The following is a 14,373-nucleotide window of genomic DNA, read 5'->3' on the forward strand; positions in this document are numbered from 1 at the left end:
GAATCAGATACCCCAGAGAATCTGCACACCCCAGACGAAGTAAGCGAACATCGCAACGCCGCATACCGCCTGGAACAGGAAACGAATCGCAGTCGCCGACTTGCCGAACGACATCGGCGTCAGGTAGTCGGTGGCAATGGTCCACATGCCGACCCAGGCGTGAGCGCCCAGGGCAACGAGTGCCAGCAGACTGAAGATCCGCATCGCGTTGTTGGAGAACAGAGCGTGCCACTGGGCATAGTCGATGCCCGGGTGGATCGCGAGGTAGCCGATCAGGAAGATGAAGTAAGCCGCGAGAACGACCGCCGAGACGCGCTGCGCCATCCAGTCATAGAGGCCCGAACGCGACAGGTTCGTGACATTAGTTACCATACCCAAACTCCCGCCAGAACGATCAGCACCACGGAGATGACGATCACGATTTTCGAGCCCAGCTTGCCGCCTTCCAGCGTCTCACCGACACCCATGTCCATGATCAGGTGGCGAACACCTGCGACGAGGTGATACAGCAGGCCGGACAGCAGGCCCCAGGTCACCAGTTTGGCCAGCGGACTGGTCAGACACGCCTTCACCTCGGCAAAGCCCTCCTCGGAACCCAGCGACTTGCCCAATGCGTACAGCATGATGGCAAGGCCGAGGAACAGGATGACGCCGGAAATACGGTGAAGAATGGACGTGTACGCGGTGATCGGGAGTTTGATGGTCCTTAGGTCTAGGTTTACAGGTCGTTGGCTTTTCACGGCTTTTTTCACACTGAAGAGCCCCTAGCGAACAGGGCAAAGTTGTTGGTAAGTGTACTGGTCAGGTACCCACCACCGAAGAGAACACGACACCCAGCAGGGCGGGCTGGAAAGCCCCTGGGAGTCGGCTGCCGAGTATAGACAGTTAGGCTGCTTATGACAACGTAAGGGGCTAGCCCGAATAGCGCATTGCCTTTAGCGAACAAAAGGCGTAAACGGGCGGCAATTTCGTGAAAATCATGGGCTTGGAGGGTGTTTCAACCAGCCTTTAGGCAAATTGACATTCGAATTTATCCCTCTATAGTGGTGCGGGCCCTGCGTGGGGGGTCTGTCTGATGATTTCAAGCATTAATAGGAGGCCACATGGCTGACAAAAAAGCGCAGTTGGTCATCGAGGGCGCAGCCCCCGTAGAGCTGCCCATTTTAACCGGCACCGTTGGTCCCGATGTTATCGACGTCCGCGGGTTGGGGGCATCCGGTCACTTCACCTTCGACCCCGGTTTCATGGCGACCGCCTCGTGCGAGTCGAAGATCACCTACATCGACGGCGACAAGGGCGTGCTGCTGCACCGCGGCTACCCGATCGAACAGCTCGCCGAGCAATCGGACTACCTGGAAACCTGCTACCTGCTGCTCAACGGCGAACTGCCGAACGCAGAGCAGAAGGCCCAGTTCGTCAGCACCGTGAAGAACCACACCATGGTCCACGAGCAGCTGAAGTCCTTCTTCAACGGTTTCCGCCGCGACGCCCACCCGATGGCCGTCATGTGCGGTGTGGTCGGCGCCCTCTCGGCGTTCTATCACGACTCGCTGGACATCAATAATCCGCAGCACCGCGAAATCTCCGCCGTGCGCCTGGTCGCGAAGATGCCGACGCTTGCAGCGATGGTGTACAAGTACTCCATGGGCCAACCCATGATGTACCCGCGCAACGACCTGTCGTACGCAGAAAACTTCCTGCACATGATGTTCAACACCCCGTGCGAGATCAAACCGATCAGCCCGGTGCTGGCCAAGGCGATGGACCGGATCTTCATCCTCCACGCCGACCACGAGCAGAACGCCTCCACCTCCACCGTGCGCCTGGCCGGGTCTTCGGGTGCCAACCCGTTCGCCTGTATCGCCGCCGGTATCGCCGCACTGTGGGGCCCTGCCCACGGCGGTGCGAACGAAGCGGTCCTGACCATGCTCGATGAAATCGGCGATGTCTCGAACATCGACAAGTTCATCGCCAAGGCCAAGGACAAGAACGATCCGTTCAAACTGATGGGCTTCGGTCACCGCGTTTACAAGAACCGCGACCCGCGCGCCACCGTGATGAAGCAGACCTGCGACGAAGTCCTGCGCGAGCTGGGCATCAAGGACGATCCGCAGCTGGAACTGGCGATGCGCCTGGAAGAGATCGCCCTGACCGATCCGTACTTCATCGAGCGCTCGCTGTACCCGAACGTCGACTTCTACTCGGGGATCATCCTCAAGGCGATCGGCATTCCAACCAGCATGTTCACCGTGATCTTCGCCCTGGCACGTACCGTGGGCTGGATCTCGCACTGGAAGGAAATGCTCTCCGGCCCGTACAAGATTGGCCGTCCGCGCCAGCTGTACACCGGCGAGCCGCAGCGCGACATCACCGCACTGAAAGACCGCAAGTAAGCCGCCCAGGCTGAACGCAAAAAGGCTGCCCTCGGGCAGCCTTTTTCATTGGGCCATTCGACGAAAGAACCTCAGTTCTTCTCGGCCCGCTCACGCAAGCCTTTCAGCGTATTGAACGGCGCATCCACCACGAACTTGTTGGCCAACCACGAAGGCACGCTACCACCTGGCTCGGTGTGCACCTGATAAGTCACCTCGGTGCTGTCGCCCTTGGGCACCAGCTTCCAGAAGCCCTCGACCTGCGCCACGCGCACGAAGCCCTTCTCCTCCGGCAGGTACTTCGGATCACCCTCGAGCTTGCGGGTCAGGCTACCGTCGGCTTCCTGCACCGTGGTCACGTGCAGGATCGAATCGCGCGGCGTCACCGGCCAGGGCGTGTTGAACTGGGTGTAGGTCCAGCTCTGGTCGCCCTCATGCTTGAGCAGCTTCTGCGACTTGCACTCATGCACCCAGGCGCAGGCGCCGGCTACATCCTCCTGCAGCGCCTTGACCTTGGCCAGCGGCGCCTTGATGACGGTCACCCCACGGTAGGCCTTGTACTTGGAACCCGACACCTCGCTGAGGGACACCTTGATGCCCTCCTCGTCCTTGGCCACCTGCCAGCTCTCGGCCCAGGCCGTCGGCGCCAGCATGACACCCATGCCACACAGCAGTACAACGCGCTTGATCGATCTCATCATCTTGTTCCTTTTGTCGAAGATCCAAACGTCACGCCGCCGTCATCTGCTCCAGCCAGCCAATGATCCTGATCGCATCGTCGCGATCACGGCCGCAGACATCCACCTCGGCCTTGAACCCGCCACAGACCTTTGGCCGTTCGGGCTTGCCGAACAAGGCGCAGAGATAGTCCACGGACAGGTGCAGGCAACGCTCGCCCGCCGGCTTGCCCTGAGGCATACCGGGGATCGGCGAACTGATGGACGGGGCAATGCAGCAGGCACCGCAGCCCTCACGGCATTTCATGACAACTGGACTCCCTGGAACTGGACGGGACGGACATCCCTGGATACTAACCGCTCAAACATATGTTTGAAATTACCGAACCGATGAAATCCGCGGTGACTCGGCAGTCAGTTGCGAAATTCGAAATCGATGGCGGCACCCTCGACATCACGGCGACTGTCGTTGCGCAACTGCAACTGCATTTCGTTGCTGATGAGCCGGCCGTTGAGCTGGAACGGGCTGTCATCGGACGCGGGCTTTTCGGGGAACATCGATGGCAGCAGGGGTTTGCGCGTCGACGAGGCATTGCCAACATCCGGCTTGAGGTTCTTCACCATCTCGGTCGGCAGGCTCAGATCAAGCTTGGGATTGGACAGTGGCTTGCTCGCCGCCTTGCTGACCTGCTTGCTCTTCGGCTTTGGCTTAGGCTTGCTTGCGGGTTTACTGGCCGTCTTCGCCGGGGTCTTGACCGCCGGTTTGGCGGTCTTGCTCTGGGAGACTTCGCTCTTGGCCTGCACCTGCGCAGCCCGCACCGACGCACCCGGCAACCAGGGCAGCGCAAGACACAGGATCAGGGCAATAGGGCGAAACGCATTCATGGGCATCAAGAGCATGGCATCAAAATGCCTATGCTCCCTGTTCCCTGCCCTTATGACAAGCTACAAAATCGAGACAGCAGACTCTCGACACAATTGTTGGGCCAGCAGCCCCAAGGTCATCACCGCCCGCTCTGCCTCCTTGCTCCAGGGAATCCCGCAATTGAGGCGGATGCAGTGGTTGAATTGCTCGGTGTTGCTGAAGATCAGGCCAGGCGCGATGCTGATGCCCTGCTCCAGCGCCCGCACATGCAACTCCTGGGTATTGACTCGCCCCGGCAGGCTGACCCAGAGAATGAACCCACCCGTAGGCCGAGTCATCTGCGTGCCGTCCGGGAAGTGCTGCTGCACCGCCAGCTGATAGGCACTGAGATTTTTGCGGTACTCCTGGCGAATGAAACGCAGGTGGCGGTCGTAGCCGCCATTCTCGAGATAGGCCGCCACTCCCATCTGGGTGACACTGCAGGCCGAATGCGTGGTGAAGGTCTGCAGGCGCTGGATCTCGTCCTGGTAGCGCCCAGGAATCATCCAGCCGACCCGAACCCCTGGCGACAGCGTCTTGGAGAAGCTCGAACAGTAAATCACTCGATCCAGCCGGTCGAACGCCTTCAGCGCCTTGGTTCGCCCCTGCTCGAACATCAGCTCGCCATAGATGTCGTCCTCGACGATCTGGATATCGAAGTCTGACGCCAGGCGCAGCAACTGTTTCTGCCGCTCTTCCGGAATGGTCCCACCCAGAGGGTTGCTCAGGCGCGCCGTCAGCACCAGGGCCTTGATCGACCACTGGTTGGCCGCCAGTTGCAGCGCCTCGAGGCTGATGCCGGTGGACGGGTCGCTGGGAATCTCGATCACCTTCAGGCCCAGCAAGTCCGCCAACTGCAGCAGCCCGTAGTAGGTCGGCGACTCGGCGGCGATCAGGTCGCCGGGACGCGTCAACACGCGCAGCGCCATTTGCAGGGCATCGACACAGCCATGGGTGACAATCACCTCGCGCGGGTCGACCAGCACGCCAGCGTCACGCATGCGAATGGCGATCTGCCGGCGCAGCGGCTCGAACCCCGGGCTGAACATGTAGCTGAAGGCACGCGGGCTGTGGAACCGCGTCACCTTGGCGATCTGCTGGTGCAGGGCCCGAACCGGCAGATAGTCCACATGGGGAACAGCAGCGCCAAACGGGAACACGCCATCGCGGCGCGCTTCAGTGAGCACTTGCTGGATGATACTGGCCCGGGTGACCAACCCAGGGCGCTCGACCCGGGCGATATCCGGAGTCTGCGCGGTCAGGGCGGGCGTCTGGTGGACATAGTAGCCAGACTGCGGGCGGGCACGGATCAGCCCCTGATCCTCGAGGTTGGCGTAGGCCTGCAGCACCGTGGCATGGCTGACATTGAGCTGGGCGCTCATCTTGCGCACGGAAGGCACGCGCTCGCCTGGCTGGTAGACACCGCGACGGATGTCATCGGCCAGTTGCTGGGCAATGCGCTGGTACAACAGCAGGTTGGTCATGGTGATTCTCGAAGCGCGGACGGGTTCGTTGTTCTTGTACGACTCACAGTCGAGACAGAATACCGTAACAGTTGCAAAGTGTACTGGGACAGTTCCGAGAATAGTCGACATTACACTTGCTTGACAGCGGCGAACAGACGAACCGTCAGCGCGGGTGCCAGGCAACACCCGAACAGCACTCAGCGCGGCGGCGCGAGCTTGCCCTTCTCATCGGAGAACACGATCTCCACACGGCGGTTCTGCGCCCTGCCCCGCTCCGAGGCGTTGACCTCGACCGGGTACTGATCGCCATACCCCTCGACCTCGATCCGCTTTTCATCGATGCCCAGGTCGACCAGCATGTCCGCCACCGACTGCGCACGGTCACGGGACAGCTTCAGGTTGTCTTCGGACGCCCCGGTGCTGTCGGTGTAGCCCTCGATCCGCACCACGCGGCGCGGGTTGAGCTGCAGGAACTGCACCAGCTTGAGCACCGTGCGACTGGCGGAGTTCTTGAGCTCCGCCTCGCCGGTGTCGAACAGCACGTCCCCCAGCGTCATCACAAGGCCGCGATCGGCCTGCTCCGATGCCAGGGCGGCGATCTGCGATTCGACCCACTTGCCCTGCTGCTGCACGCTGGCCAGCTTCGCCTCACGCAGCGCCAGTTGCAGACGCTGGCGCTCCAGATCGAGCTTGGCCAGGCGCTCCTGGTTCAGTGCCAGATTGGCGTGCTCGCGGGCGATCTCGCTGTAGCGCTGGCTGAGGTAGGCATAGTGACGTACATCGGTGCCGCTGCCGACATAACTGGCCAGACGCTCTGCACGCGCCAGCGACTCACCGGCACGGATCACATCGCGCGGTGCACTGCGCAGCACGTCGGAGTTGTCCTTGACCTTCTGGAACGCAGCCGTGGCATCGTCCAACGCCGACTCGCTGCGCTGGCTCGCGCAACCCGGCAGACCGGCAGCCAACGCCAGCACGACCAGGGCAGCACCGGGCTTGAATGTTCGGCTCATGGCTGCACCTCCAGCTGCTTGCGCAGGCGCTTGATACGCGACTCGGTCACCTTCAACTGTTCTTCACTTTTCTGGGTCAACACCTGAGCCTCGGCCAGGCGTGCATCCAGCTCGGCCTGCTCAGCGCGCATGCGCGCATCACGAAAGTCTTCGCTGACCATGTTGGTCTTGGCTCGGGCGAACTTGTCTTCGGCCAGCTTGAACGCCTCGACCTGCTCGGTCGCGCCGACAGCCTTGGCCTGCTCCAGCGCCTGCTCGGACAGGCGCATCTGCTCATGAGGAGCCGGATCGTTGGCACAACCGGCCAGGGCTGCAACAGCCAGGACCAGGATCAGTGGTTGGATTCTCACGCATTCTTCCTACTGTTTGGGGGCGTCCCCGGTCATCTGCATCTGCGCTTTCCAGCGCTCCACATTCCGCTGCAGCACCGCCTCGGAGGCGCCAGAGATCGGCAATTCTGTCAGCTTTTTCGCCAGTTGCCCACGCAGCCAGGCATCGTTACAGGCCGAATTGTGTGACACCGCCAGGTACAGCCCCGGACGATCCACCGGCAGGCCGCGTGCGACGAGGTCGTTGCTCATGCCCAGGCTTTGGGTCATGGCCATCCCCGAATAGCGCCCCGCCAATACGTAGTCGACCTGCCCCAGCACCAGCTTCTGGAAGGCCTGGGTGAGATTCTGCGCAGGCACCAGCTTGAGCTGGGACTTGGCGAACGCCTCGAACGCCGGGGTCAGCCGGGCCTTCTCCGAAAGGCTGCCCTGATAGCGGGCCAGATCCGCCGGACCGTCGAAATCCAATGCCGAATCATGGCGAGTCCAGACCAGGTATTCGTTGAGCTGCAAGGGGGGATGGATGTAGTCCAGCGCGGTCAACTGACCGATTTGCATCGGCGTGTCCAGCAACAGGTCCATGCGCCCGCTGCGCACCTCCTCCAGCGCCTGCTCGCGGCGCCCGGCATGCAGCACCTCGACCCTCACCCCCAACTCGCCCGCCACCTGGCGCAACAGGTCGACATTGGCACCGATCAGGTGCCGCGGGTCTTGCGGGTCCTGCCAGGAGTACGGCGGTGCATCCGGGCTGCCAGTGGCCACCAGCTTTTCACACTTGCCGGCGGCCATCGCCTGCGAGGATAACAAGGCCACCATGCAGGTCAGCAAGCGACCCGTTCTGCCAAACGCCATTACCTTACTCCTTGCCAGCCATGCAAAAAAAAGCCCGACCCCTGTCACGAGGGTCGGGCTTCTTTATAAGTGAAGCGCTCGGATCAGACCAGCTTTTCCAGCTCCGGCACCGCCTCGAAGAGGTCGGCAACCAGGCCGTAGTCGGCCACCTGGAAGATCGGGGCTTCTTCGTCCTTGTTGATCGCGACGATCACCTTGGAGTCCTTCATGCCCGCCAGGTGCTGGATCGCGCCGGAGATACCGACGGCGATGTACAGCTGCGGTGCGACGATCTTGCCGGTCTGGCCGACCTGCATGTCGTTCGGCACGAAGCCTGCGTCGACCGCAGCGCGCGAAGCGCCGACAGCGGCGCCGAGCTTGTCGGCCAGGGCGTACAGGTGCTTGAAGTTGTCACCGTTGCCCATGCCACGGCCGCCGGAGACGACGATCTTGGCAGCGGTCAGCTCGGGACGGTCGGACTTGGCCAACTCTTCGTTGACGAAGGCCGACTTCCCGGCGTCGTGGGCGGCAGCAACGGCTTCCACCGCAGCCGAACCACCTTCGGCGGCCACGGCGTCGAAGCCGGTGGTGCGCACGGTGATGACCTTGACCGCAGCACTCGATTGCACGGTGGCAATGGCGTTACCGGCATAGATCGGACGCTTGAAGGTGTCGGCGGATTCGACCGAGACGATCTCGGAGATCTGGTCGACGTCCAGCAGCGCGGCGACGCGCGGCAGGATGTTCTTGCCGTTGGTGGTGGCCGGGGCCAGCACGTGGCTGTAGCCCTTGGCCAGCTCGACGATCAGTGGCGCGACGTTTTCCGGCAGGGCGTGCGCATAGGCCGCATTGTCAGCGACCAGCACCTTGGCAACGCCAGCGATCTTGGCCGCAGCCTCGGCTACGCCGCCGACGTTCTGGCCTGCGACCAGCACGTGGACGTCGCCACCGATCTTGGCGGCAGCAGCGACAGTGTTCAGGGTGGCCGGGGCTACGGCACCGTTCTCGTGTTCAGCGACAACCAGGATAGTCATTTAGATTACCTTCGCTTCGTTCTTCAGCTTCTCGACCAGTTCGGCCACCGACTTGACCTTGATACCGGCGCTGCGTGCAGCAGGCGCTTCGACTTTGATGGTCTTGGTGGTGGAGGCGGTGGATACGCCCAGCGCATCTGGAGTCACGGTCTCCAGCGGCTTCTTCTTGGCCTTCATGATGTTCGGCAGCGACGCATAGCGCGGCTCGTTCAGACGCAGGTCGGTGGTGACGATCGCCGGCAGGTTCAGCGCGACGGTCTGCAGGCCGCCATCGATCTCACGGGTGACGTTCAGCTTGTCGCCAGCCACTTCGACCTTGGAGGCGAAGGTACCCTGGGCGTAGCCGGTCAGCGCAGCCAGCATCTGGCCGGTCTGGTTGTTGTCACTGTCGATGGCCTGCTTGCCGAGGATGACCAGCTGCGGCTGCTCTTTATCGACGATGGCCTTCAGCGCCTTGGCCACGGCCAGGGAGTTAAGCTCCTCGCTGGTCTCGACCAGGATGGCACGATCGGCACCCAGTGCCAGGGCGGTACGCAGTTGCTCCTGGGCGGCGGTCGGGCCGACGGCAACGGCGACGATCTCGGTCGCAACGCCCTTCTCTTTCAGGCGTACGGCTTCTTCCACGGCGATTTCGCAGAAGGGGTTCATGGACATCTTGACGTTTGCAAGGTCGACGCCGGAGTTGTCCGCCTTGACGCGAACCTTGACGTTGTAGTCGACCACTCGTTTGACAGCTACAAGAACCTTCATGGATTCCTCGTTACTCTCCGGTGAAAAGAATGTCGCCTGGGGCGTGCCCGGCGAATGCGCGTGGGTACAAGGACACCTCTGAAAACGTTCCGGGTCGAGCGAATTTGCCATGACCGATCAGTCCTGTGCGAACTGGCGGGGCAAAACCCGCGGGTCATTTCCTGTCGTGGCGTGTAGACTCCACTACAAAAAGGGTTTCGGCCTGTATTCCCTGCTCTACGCCTGGTTTTTAGAGGTGCACCTGCGCCCGACGGTCAGCCTACGGCGAGCGTAAAACCGCTCGTATCTTGACCGTAACACCCAATCCGGTCAATACGGCAAATTGGCCAGCCTCCAGCCGCCCTCCTGTGATTTTACTGGGCTGCGGCAAATTCAAACAAACGTTTGTATTGGACCCGCCAAGTGGTGTAGATATAATGCGCGGCCAAGACAAAACGGTGTAGTCCGCCACCGGCACGGCTACAGCTGCCCCGACCGTGAGCGGGCATCCGACACCCATAAGACAAGCAACGCGATGAGCCTTGAGTAGGAGAGAACCTGTGGAACGCGAATACATGGAATTCGACGTGGTCATCGTCGGCGCAGGCCCGGCGGGCCTGTCTGCCGCCTGCCGCCTGAAGCAGAAGGCCGCCGAAGCCGGTAACGAGATCAGCGTCTGCGTGGTCGAGAAAGGCTCCGAGGTCGGCGCCCACATCCTCTCCGGCGCGGTCTTCGAACCCCGCGCGCTGAACGAACTGTTCCCCGATTGGAAAGAACTCGGCGCCCCGCTGAACACCGAGGTCAAGCGCGACGACATCTATGTGCTCAAGGACCAGGGCAGTTCGGTCAAGGTGCCGGACCTGTTCGTGCCCAAGACCATGCACAACCAGGGCAACTACATCATCTCGCTGGGTAACCTGTGCCGCTGGCTGGCCCAGCAGGCCGAGAACCTGGGCGTGGAAATCTACCCGGGCTTCGCCGCCCAGGAAGCGCTGTTCGACGAGAACGGCGTAGTCCGTGGCATCGTCACCGGCGACCTGGGTGTCGACCGCGAAGGTCAGCCCAAGGACGGCCTGTACACCCCCGGCATGGAGCTGCGCGCCAAGTACACCCTGTTCGCCGAAGGTTGCCGCGGCCACATCGGCAAGCAGCTGATCAAGCGCTTCGACCTGGACAGCGAAGCCGACGTGCAGCACTACGGCATCGGCATCAAGGAAATCTGGGAGATCGACCCGAGCAAGCACGAGCAAGGCCTGGTCGTGCACACCGCCGGCTGGCCGCTGGATGTGGTGAGCGCCGAGAACACCGGCGGCTCGTTCCTCTACCACCTGGAGAACAACCAGGTAGTAGTTGGCTTGATCGTCGACCTGTCCTACGCCAATCCCTACCTGTCGCCGTTCGACGAGTTCCAGCGCCTGAAGCACCACCCGGTGATCAGCCAGTACCTGGAAGGCGGCAAGCGCATCAGCTACGGCGCCCGCGCCATCTGCAAGGGCGGCCTGAACTCGCTGCCGAAGATGGTGTTCAACGGCGGCGCGCTGATCGGCTGCGACCTGGGCACCCTGAACTTCGCCAAGATCAAGGGCAGCCACACGGCGATGAAGTCCGGCATGCTGGCCGCCGATGCAGTGGCCGATGCCCTGTTCGCCGGCAGCGAAGGTGGCGACGCCCTCAACAGCTACGTCGAGGCGTTCAAGGCCAGCTGGCTGTATGAAGAGCTGTACGCCAGCCGCAACTTCGGCCCGGCCATGCACAAGTTCGGGCCACTGTTCGGCGCTGCGTTCAACTATGTCGACCAGAACTGGTTCGGCGGCAAGCTGCCGTTCACCCTGCACGACACCAAGCCCGACTACGCCTGCATGAAGCTGGCTGCCGACGCGAAAAAGATCGACTACCCAAAGCCCGACGGCAAGCTCAGCTTCGACAAGCTCAGCTCGGTGTTCCTCTCCAGCACCAACCATGAAGAGGAACAACCCTGCCACCTGAAGCTGACCGATCCGAACGTGCCGATCGCCACCAACCTGCCACTGTACGACGAGCCGGCCCAGCGTTACTGCCCGGCCGGGGTCTACGAAGTGGTCACCCAGGAAGACGGCAGCAAGCGCTTCCAGATCAACGCGCAGAACTGCGTGCACTGCAAGACCTGCGACATCAAGGATCCGTCGCAGAACATCACCTGGGTCACCCCAGAAGGTGCCGGCGGCCCTAACTACCCCAACATGTAAGGCCCGCGCCGCATGTAAAAAAGCCCCCTGGCAGCGATGTCAGGGGGCTTTTTCATCTGCTGCCGATACTCAGGACAGCACCACCGCGTCCTGCTCGAACAACGCCCAACCACCCTTGCCATCGACCTCCAGCCGGTGGCTGTGAAAGCCAGCCAGCGTGCTGCGGTGCCCGACACTCACCAGCAAGGTTTCCGGCATTTCGTTGCGTAGCAGCGAATACAAGGCATGTTCCAAACCTTCATCCATCGCCGAAGTGGACTCATCGAGAAACACCACATGCGGCTGGTTGAACAGCACCCGGGCAAACGCCAGGCGCTGCTGCTCGCCGATCGACAGGATGCGCGTCCAGTCGCGGCTTTCCTCCAGGCGCTCGGCCAGATGCGCCAGGTTCACTTGCCGCAATGCCTGCTGCATCCGTGCATCCTGCTCCTGGCCGACCTGGGCCGGGTAGGCGATGGCGGTGCGCAGATCCCCCAACGGCAGGTAAGGCCGCTGCGACAGGAACAGCGCCTGCTCCCCCAAAGGCCTCGCGACCGCCCCTTCTGCATAAGGCCACAATCCCGCCAGGGCTCGAAGCAGCGTGGTCTTGCCGCTGCCCGAAGGCCCCTTGATCAGCAATGCCTGCCCGGCCTGCAGGTTCAGGCTCAGGTCGGCAATCAACCGATGGCCATCCGGGCGCAGCACCTGCAAACCCGCGATATCCAGGGCCCGCGGCAGCTCGCGGGTTGCCACGTGCGGCAGCTCGCTGGCCTGGTGGTTGGCATCGAGAAAACCGGTGAGACGATCGAGGGTCGCGCGGTAGCTGGCAAAGGTGTCGTAGGACTCCCGGAAAAACGATAACGAATCCTGCACCTGCCCGAACGCCTGCGACGTCTGCATCACATCACCCAGCTTGATCGCTCCGCTGAAAAAGCGCGGCGCCTGCAGGATGAACGGGAACACCACCGCCACCTGGCTGACACCCAGGTTGAAACCGTTGAACTTCAGGCTCCGCCAGACCAGTGCCCAGACATTGCCGATCAAGGCGAAGAAACGCCCGAGCAACGTGCCCCGCTCGACCTGCGCGCCCTGGTAGAAGGCAATGTTCTCGGCATTCTCGCGCAAGCGCATCAGTGCGTAGCGAAAGTTCGCCGTGAGCTTTTCGTTGAGGAAGTTCAGGCGAATCAACGGCCGCCCGAGGCGGAAAGCGATCCAGGTGGCGATGAGCACATAGACGTACACCGCAAACACCATCGCCCGCGGCACCTCGACTCCAGCCACTGTCAGCGGCGCCGACAGCCCCCAGAGAATGCCGGTGAAGGCAACCAGCGAGACCAACGCACTCACTGCCCCGAGGGCCAGCGACACCGAGCCGGTAACGAAGGCGTTGACGTCCAGTTCGATACGTTGGTCCGGGTTGTCCACCGGCTCTTCGAGGAACTGCCCGCGGTAGTAGGCATCGCCATGCATCCAGTCGGCGGTCAGGCGCTCGGTCAGCCAAACCCGCCAATGGATGTTGAACGACTGGGTGACGTAGTAGTTGAACAGAGAACGCAGCACATGAATGGTCGCCAGTACCGCGAACACCCCGAGCAGGTACCAGAACGCGGTCTGGTCCAGGCCCTGCAGGGCGCTATAGAAACCGTTGTACCAGAACGAGAACAGCACGTTCATGCGCACCGAGAACAGCGCCAGGAACAGCAGCAGGGCAAACACCAACAGCGGACGCCAACTGCGCCTGAAGCTGAAGTAATCGCCTGCCAGTTGCCAGAACTGCTGGCCCCAGCGAGTAAAGCGCACCGCCAGGAAAGCGGCGGCGGTGAAGCCGACAAGGGTGATCAATGAAGCGACTGCAAGCCAGCTCAGGCTCTCTTGCAGGGCCTGGTGCCAGTTCATTTCCATGGTGGGGTTTCCGTGGCGAGTATTTACTCGAGCCTAGCACCGGCCGGGGCTGGCGAAGATGACGGAGGTTTCATGTTGGGCGTGCCATGAACGCTAAACAGGCGACAAGCCGATGATGGTCCGCCCGATGCACTTGTCGAAAACCGCTTCCAGCGGCGAATAATCGCAAACAACTGCCGCTATGTTCGCAGCCACCCACTCATCAGGATCGACCGACCACCAGTCGATTTCAAAACCCGCGTTCAAGATCACGTGTTCGTAAAGAATCCGCTGAGCTCGCCCATTTCCCTCGCGAAAGGGATGGACCATGTTCAAATCGCCAAAGCTTTCTGCCACGGCGCGGATCAGATCCGCACGCGAATAGCCCTCATACCAGCTTTGCCGTGCAAGGCTGCTGAATACTTTTGAAGCTTCGGCTTCAATGCGACTCATATTGCAGAAACGCGTGTGGCCTTTGGAAATATCGAGCGTGCGGATTTCTCCAGCCCACGCATAAATATCCTGAAAAAGCGCGCGATGAAGCCTCTGGAGATAGGGAAGATCGTAAGGAGGAAGCTCGAATGGGAGCTGGCTGGCGGCGAGCTCGGAAAAGTCCCGCTCGGCCCTGGCAAGCGCTGACTCATCACGAAGATCAAGTAGATTGCACAGGACGACCGTACCGGGATAACAGTAGGCGTCCTGTCCGACACCGTACTTGTCCAAGGATCAAACCTGCTTGCGGTAGTGACGCAACAACTCTTCCTTGGACGGGAGCTTACGCTCGGCGGAGTCAGGCGTGACATCAAAACCCTCAAGGCGCAGACTGGCTGCGTAGTTCGAGCGGCGAGTCTTTTCCCAAGCTGCTTTTTTGGTTTCCAAGCTGATGCCTTTCACCGTTCAACGCCTCTCACGGGGTGATGGAAGTTCGATTAT

General features: G+C 61.6%; 16 protein-coding genes. 2 read left to right on the forward strand and 14 right to left on the reverse strand.

Annotated elements, in window-relative coordinates:
* Nucleotides 1-3: 3 nt before the first annotated feature.
* Together sdhD and sdhC are read right to left on the reverse strand one after the other, a co-directional pair.
* Nucleotides 4-372, reverse strand: coding sequence for a succinate dehydrogenase, hydrophobic membrane anchor protein (gene sdhD / locus AB688_RS19485; RefSeq protein WP_054894255.1), 369 nt, complete (start codon nt 370-372; stop codon nt 4-6).
* Complete coding sequence (gene sdhC, locus AB688_RS19490; protein ID WP_023628897.1) at nt 366-752, reverse strand: succinate dehydrogenase, cytochrome b556 subunit; 387 nt, start codon at nt 750-752, stop codon at nt 366-368. Before sdhC ends, sdhD begins: the two co-directional genes overlap by 7 nt.
* A gap of 351 nt (nt 753-1,103) precedes the next feature.
* Between sdhC and gltA the strand changes: the two genes are divergently transcribed.
* On the forward strand, nt 1,104-2,393 hold the full coding sequence (gene gltA, locus AB688_RS19495) for a citrate synthase (RefSeq protein WP_054894257.1): 1,290 nt from the start codon (nt 1,104-1,106) through the stop codon (nt 2,391-2,393).
* A 71-nt stretch (nt 2,394-2,464) separates the two neighbouring features.
* Here the strand turns inward: gltA and AB688_RS19500 are convergent, their stop codons facing one another.
* From AB688_RS19500 to AB688_RS19540, 9 genes are all read right to left on the reverse strand, one after another.
* Entirely contained in the window at nt 2,465-3,073 is a 609-nt protein-coding gene (locus tag AB688_RS19500; RefSeq protein ID WP_419555246.1) for an START domain-containing protein, read from the reverse strand.
* Nucleotides 3,074-3,101: 28 nt separating this feature from the next.
* A complete protein-coding gene (locus AB688_RS19505) occupies nt 3,102-3,356 on the reverse strand; it encodes a YkgJ family cysteine cluster protein (protein ID WP_063545588.1) in 255 nt (84 codons plus the stop codon).
* A 107-nt stretch (nt 3,357-3,463) separates the two neighbouring features.
* A complete protein-coding gene (locus tag AB688_RS19510; protein WP_063545589.1) occupies nt 3,464-3,934 on the reverse strand; it encodes a hypothetical protein in 471 nt (156 codons plus the stop codon).
* A gap of 60 nt (nt 3,935-3,994) precedes the next feature.
* Nucleotides 3,995-5,437, reverse strand: a complete 1,443-nt coding sequence (locus AB688_RS19515) for a PLP-dependent aminotransferase family protein (protein ID WP_054894261.1) — start codon at nt 5,435-5,437, stop codon at nt 3,995-3,997.
* 179 nt (nt 5,438-5,616) lie between these two features.
* Nucleotides 5,617-6,432, reverse strand: a complete 816-nt coding sequence (locus AB688_RS19520; protein WP_063545590.1) for an OmpA family protein — start codon at nt 6,430-6,432, stop codon at nt 5,617-5,619.
* Complete coding sequence (locus AB688_RS19525) at nt 6,429-6,782, reverse strand: DUF4398 domain-containing protein (RefSeq protein ID WP_054894263.1); 354 nt, start codon at nt 6,780-6,782, stop codon at nt 6,429-6,431. The genes AB688_RS19520 and AB688_RS19525 overlap by 4 nt, the downstream gene beginning before the upstream one ends.
* A gap of 9 nt (nt 6,783-6,791) precedes the next feature.
* Nucleotides 6,792-7,613, reverse strand: a complete 822-nt coding sequence (locus AB688_RS19530) for a substrate-binding periplasmic protein (protein WP_063545591.1) — start codon at nt 7,611-7,613, stop codon at nt 6,792-6,794.
* A gap of 83 nt (nt 7,614-7,696) precedes the next feature.
* Nucleotides 7,697-8,626 carry an electron transfer flavoprotein subunit alpha/FixB family protein gene (locus tag AB688_RS19535; protein ID WP_063545592.1) on the reverse strand — a complete coding sequence of 310 codons (930 nt, stop codon included), beginning with the start codon at nt 8,624-8,626 and terminating at the stop codon, nt 7,697-7,699.
* Nucleotides 8,627-9,376 carry an electron transfer flavoprotein subunit beta/FixA family protein gene (locus tag AB688_RS19540; protein WP_063545593.1) on the reverse strand — a complete coding sequence of 250 codons (750 nt, stop codon included), beginning with the start codon at nt 9,374-9,376 and terminating at the stop codon, nt 8,627-8,629. It abuts the gene before it with no gap.
* 539 nt (nt 9,377-9,915) lie between these two features.
* Here AB688_RS19540 and AB688_RS19545 point away from each other — a divergent pair.
* Nucleotides 9,916-11,580 (forward strand): electron transfer flavoprotein-ubiquinone oxidoreductase, encoded by a 1,665-nt coding sequence (locus tag AB688_RS19545; protein WP_063545594.1) that lies wholly within the window; start codon nt 9,916-9,918, stop codon nt 11,578-11,580.
* Between the two features lie 69 nt (nt 11,581-11,649).
* Here AB688_RS19545 and AB688_RS19550 read toward each other — a convergent pair whose 3' ends face one another.
* From AB688_RS19550 to AB688_RS26540, 3 genes are all read right to left on the reverse strand, one after another.
* Nucleotides 11,650-13,461, reverse strand: a complete 1,812-nt coding sequence (locus tag AB688_RS19550) for an ABC transporter ATP-binding protein/permease (RefSeq protein WP_063545595.1) — start codon at nt 13,459-13,461, stop codon at nt 11,650-11,652.
* Nucleotides 13,462-13,554: 93 nt separating this feature from the next.
* Nucleotides 13,555-14,163 carry a Fic/DOC family protein gene (locus AB688_RS19555; RefSeq protein WP_054894269.1) on the reverse strand — a complete coding sequence of 203 codons (609 nt, stop codon included), beginning with the start codon at nt 14,161-14,163 and terminating at the stop codon, nt 13,555-13,557.
* A gap of 3 nt (nt 14,164-14,166) precedes the next feature.
* The gene (locus tag AB688_RS26540) at nt 14,167-14,334 is read right to left on the reverse strand and encodes a YhfG family protein (RefSeq protein ID WP_081255289.1); all 168 of its coding nucleotides are present in this window, start codon (nt 14,332-14,334) and stop codon (nt 14,167-14,169) included.
* Between the last annotated feature and the right edge of the window lie 39 nt (nt 14,335-14,373).

This window comes from Pseudomonas putida (assembly GCF_001636055.1).
Classification (GTDB): domain Bacteria; phylum Pseudomonadota; class Gammaproteobacteria; order Pseudomonadales; family Pseudomonadaceae; genus Aquipseudomonas; species Aquipseudomonas machongensis.

Bases quoted from the DNA above. Each gene is read 5' to 3' on its own strand.
- sdhD (WP_054894255.1), bottom strand. From the start codon at position 372: ATGGTAACTAATGTCACGAACCTGTCGCGTTCGGGCCTCTATGACTGG.
- gltA (WP_054894257.1), top strand. From the start codon at position 1,104: ATGGCTGACAAAAAAGCGCAGTTGGTCATCGAGGGCGCAGCCCCCGTA.
- AB688_RS19500 (WP_419555246.1), bottom strand. From the start codon at position 3,073: ATGATGAGATCGATCAAGCGCGTTGTACTGCTGTGTGGCATGGGTGTC.
- AB688_RS19505 (WP_063545588.1), bottom strand. From the start codon at position 3,356: ATGAAATGCCGTGAGGGCTGCGGTGCCTGCTGCATTGCCCCGTCCATC.
- AB688_RS19510 (WP_063545589.1), bottom strand. From the start codon at position 3,934: ATGAATGCGTTTCGCCCTATTGCCCTGATCCTGTGTCTTGCGCTGCCC.
- AB688_RS19515 (WP_054894261.1), bottom strand. From the start codon at position 5,437: ATGACCAACCTGCTGTTGTACCAGCGCATTGCCCAGCAACTGGCCGAT.
- AB688_RS19520 (WP_063545590.1), bottom strand. From the start codon at position 6,432: ATGAGCCGAACATTCAAGCCCGGTGCTGCCCTGGTCGTGCTGGCGTTG.
- AB688_RS19530 (WP_063545591.1), bottom strand. From the start codon at position 7,613: ATGGCGTTTGGCAGAACGGGTCGCTTGCTGACCTGCATGGTGGCCTTG.
- AB688_RS19535 (WP_063545592.1), bottom strand. From the start codon at position 8,626: ATGACTATCCTGGTTGTCGCTGAACACGAGAACGGTGCCGTAGCCCCG.
- AB688_RS19540 (WP_063545593.1), bottom strand. From the start codon at position 9,376: ATGAAGGTTCTTGTAGCTGTCAAACGAGTGGTCGACTACAACGTCAAG.
- AB688_RS19550 (WP_063545595.1), bottom strand. From the start codon at position 13,461: ATGGAAATGAACTGGCACCAGGCCCTGCAAGAGAGCCTGAGCTGGCTT.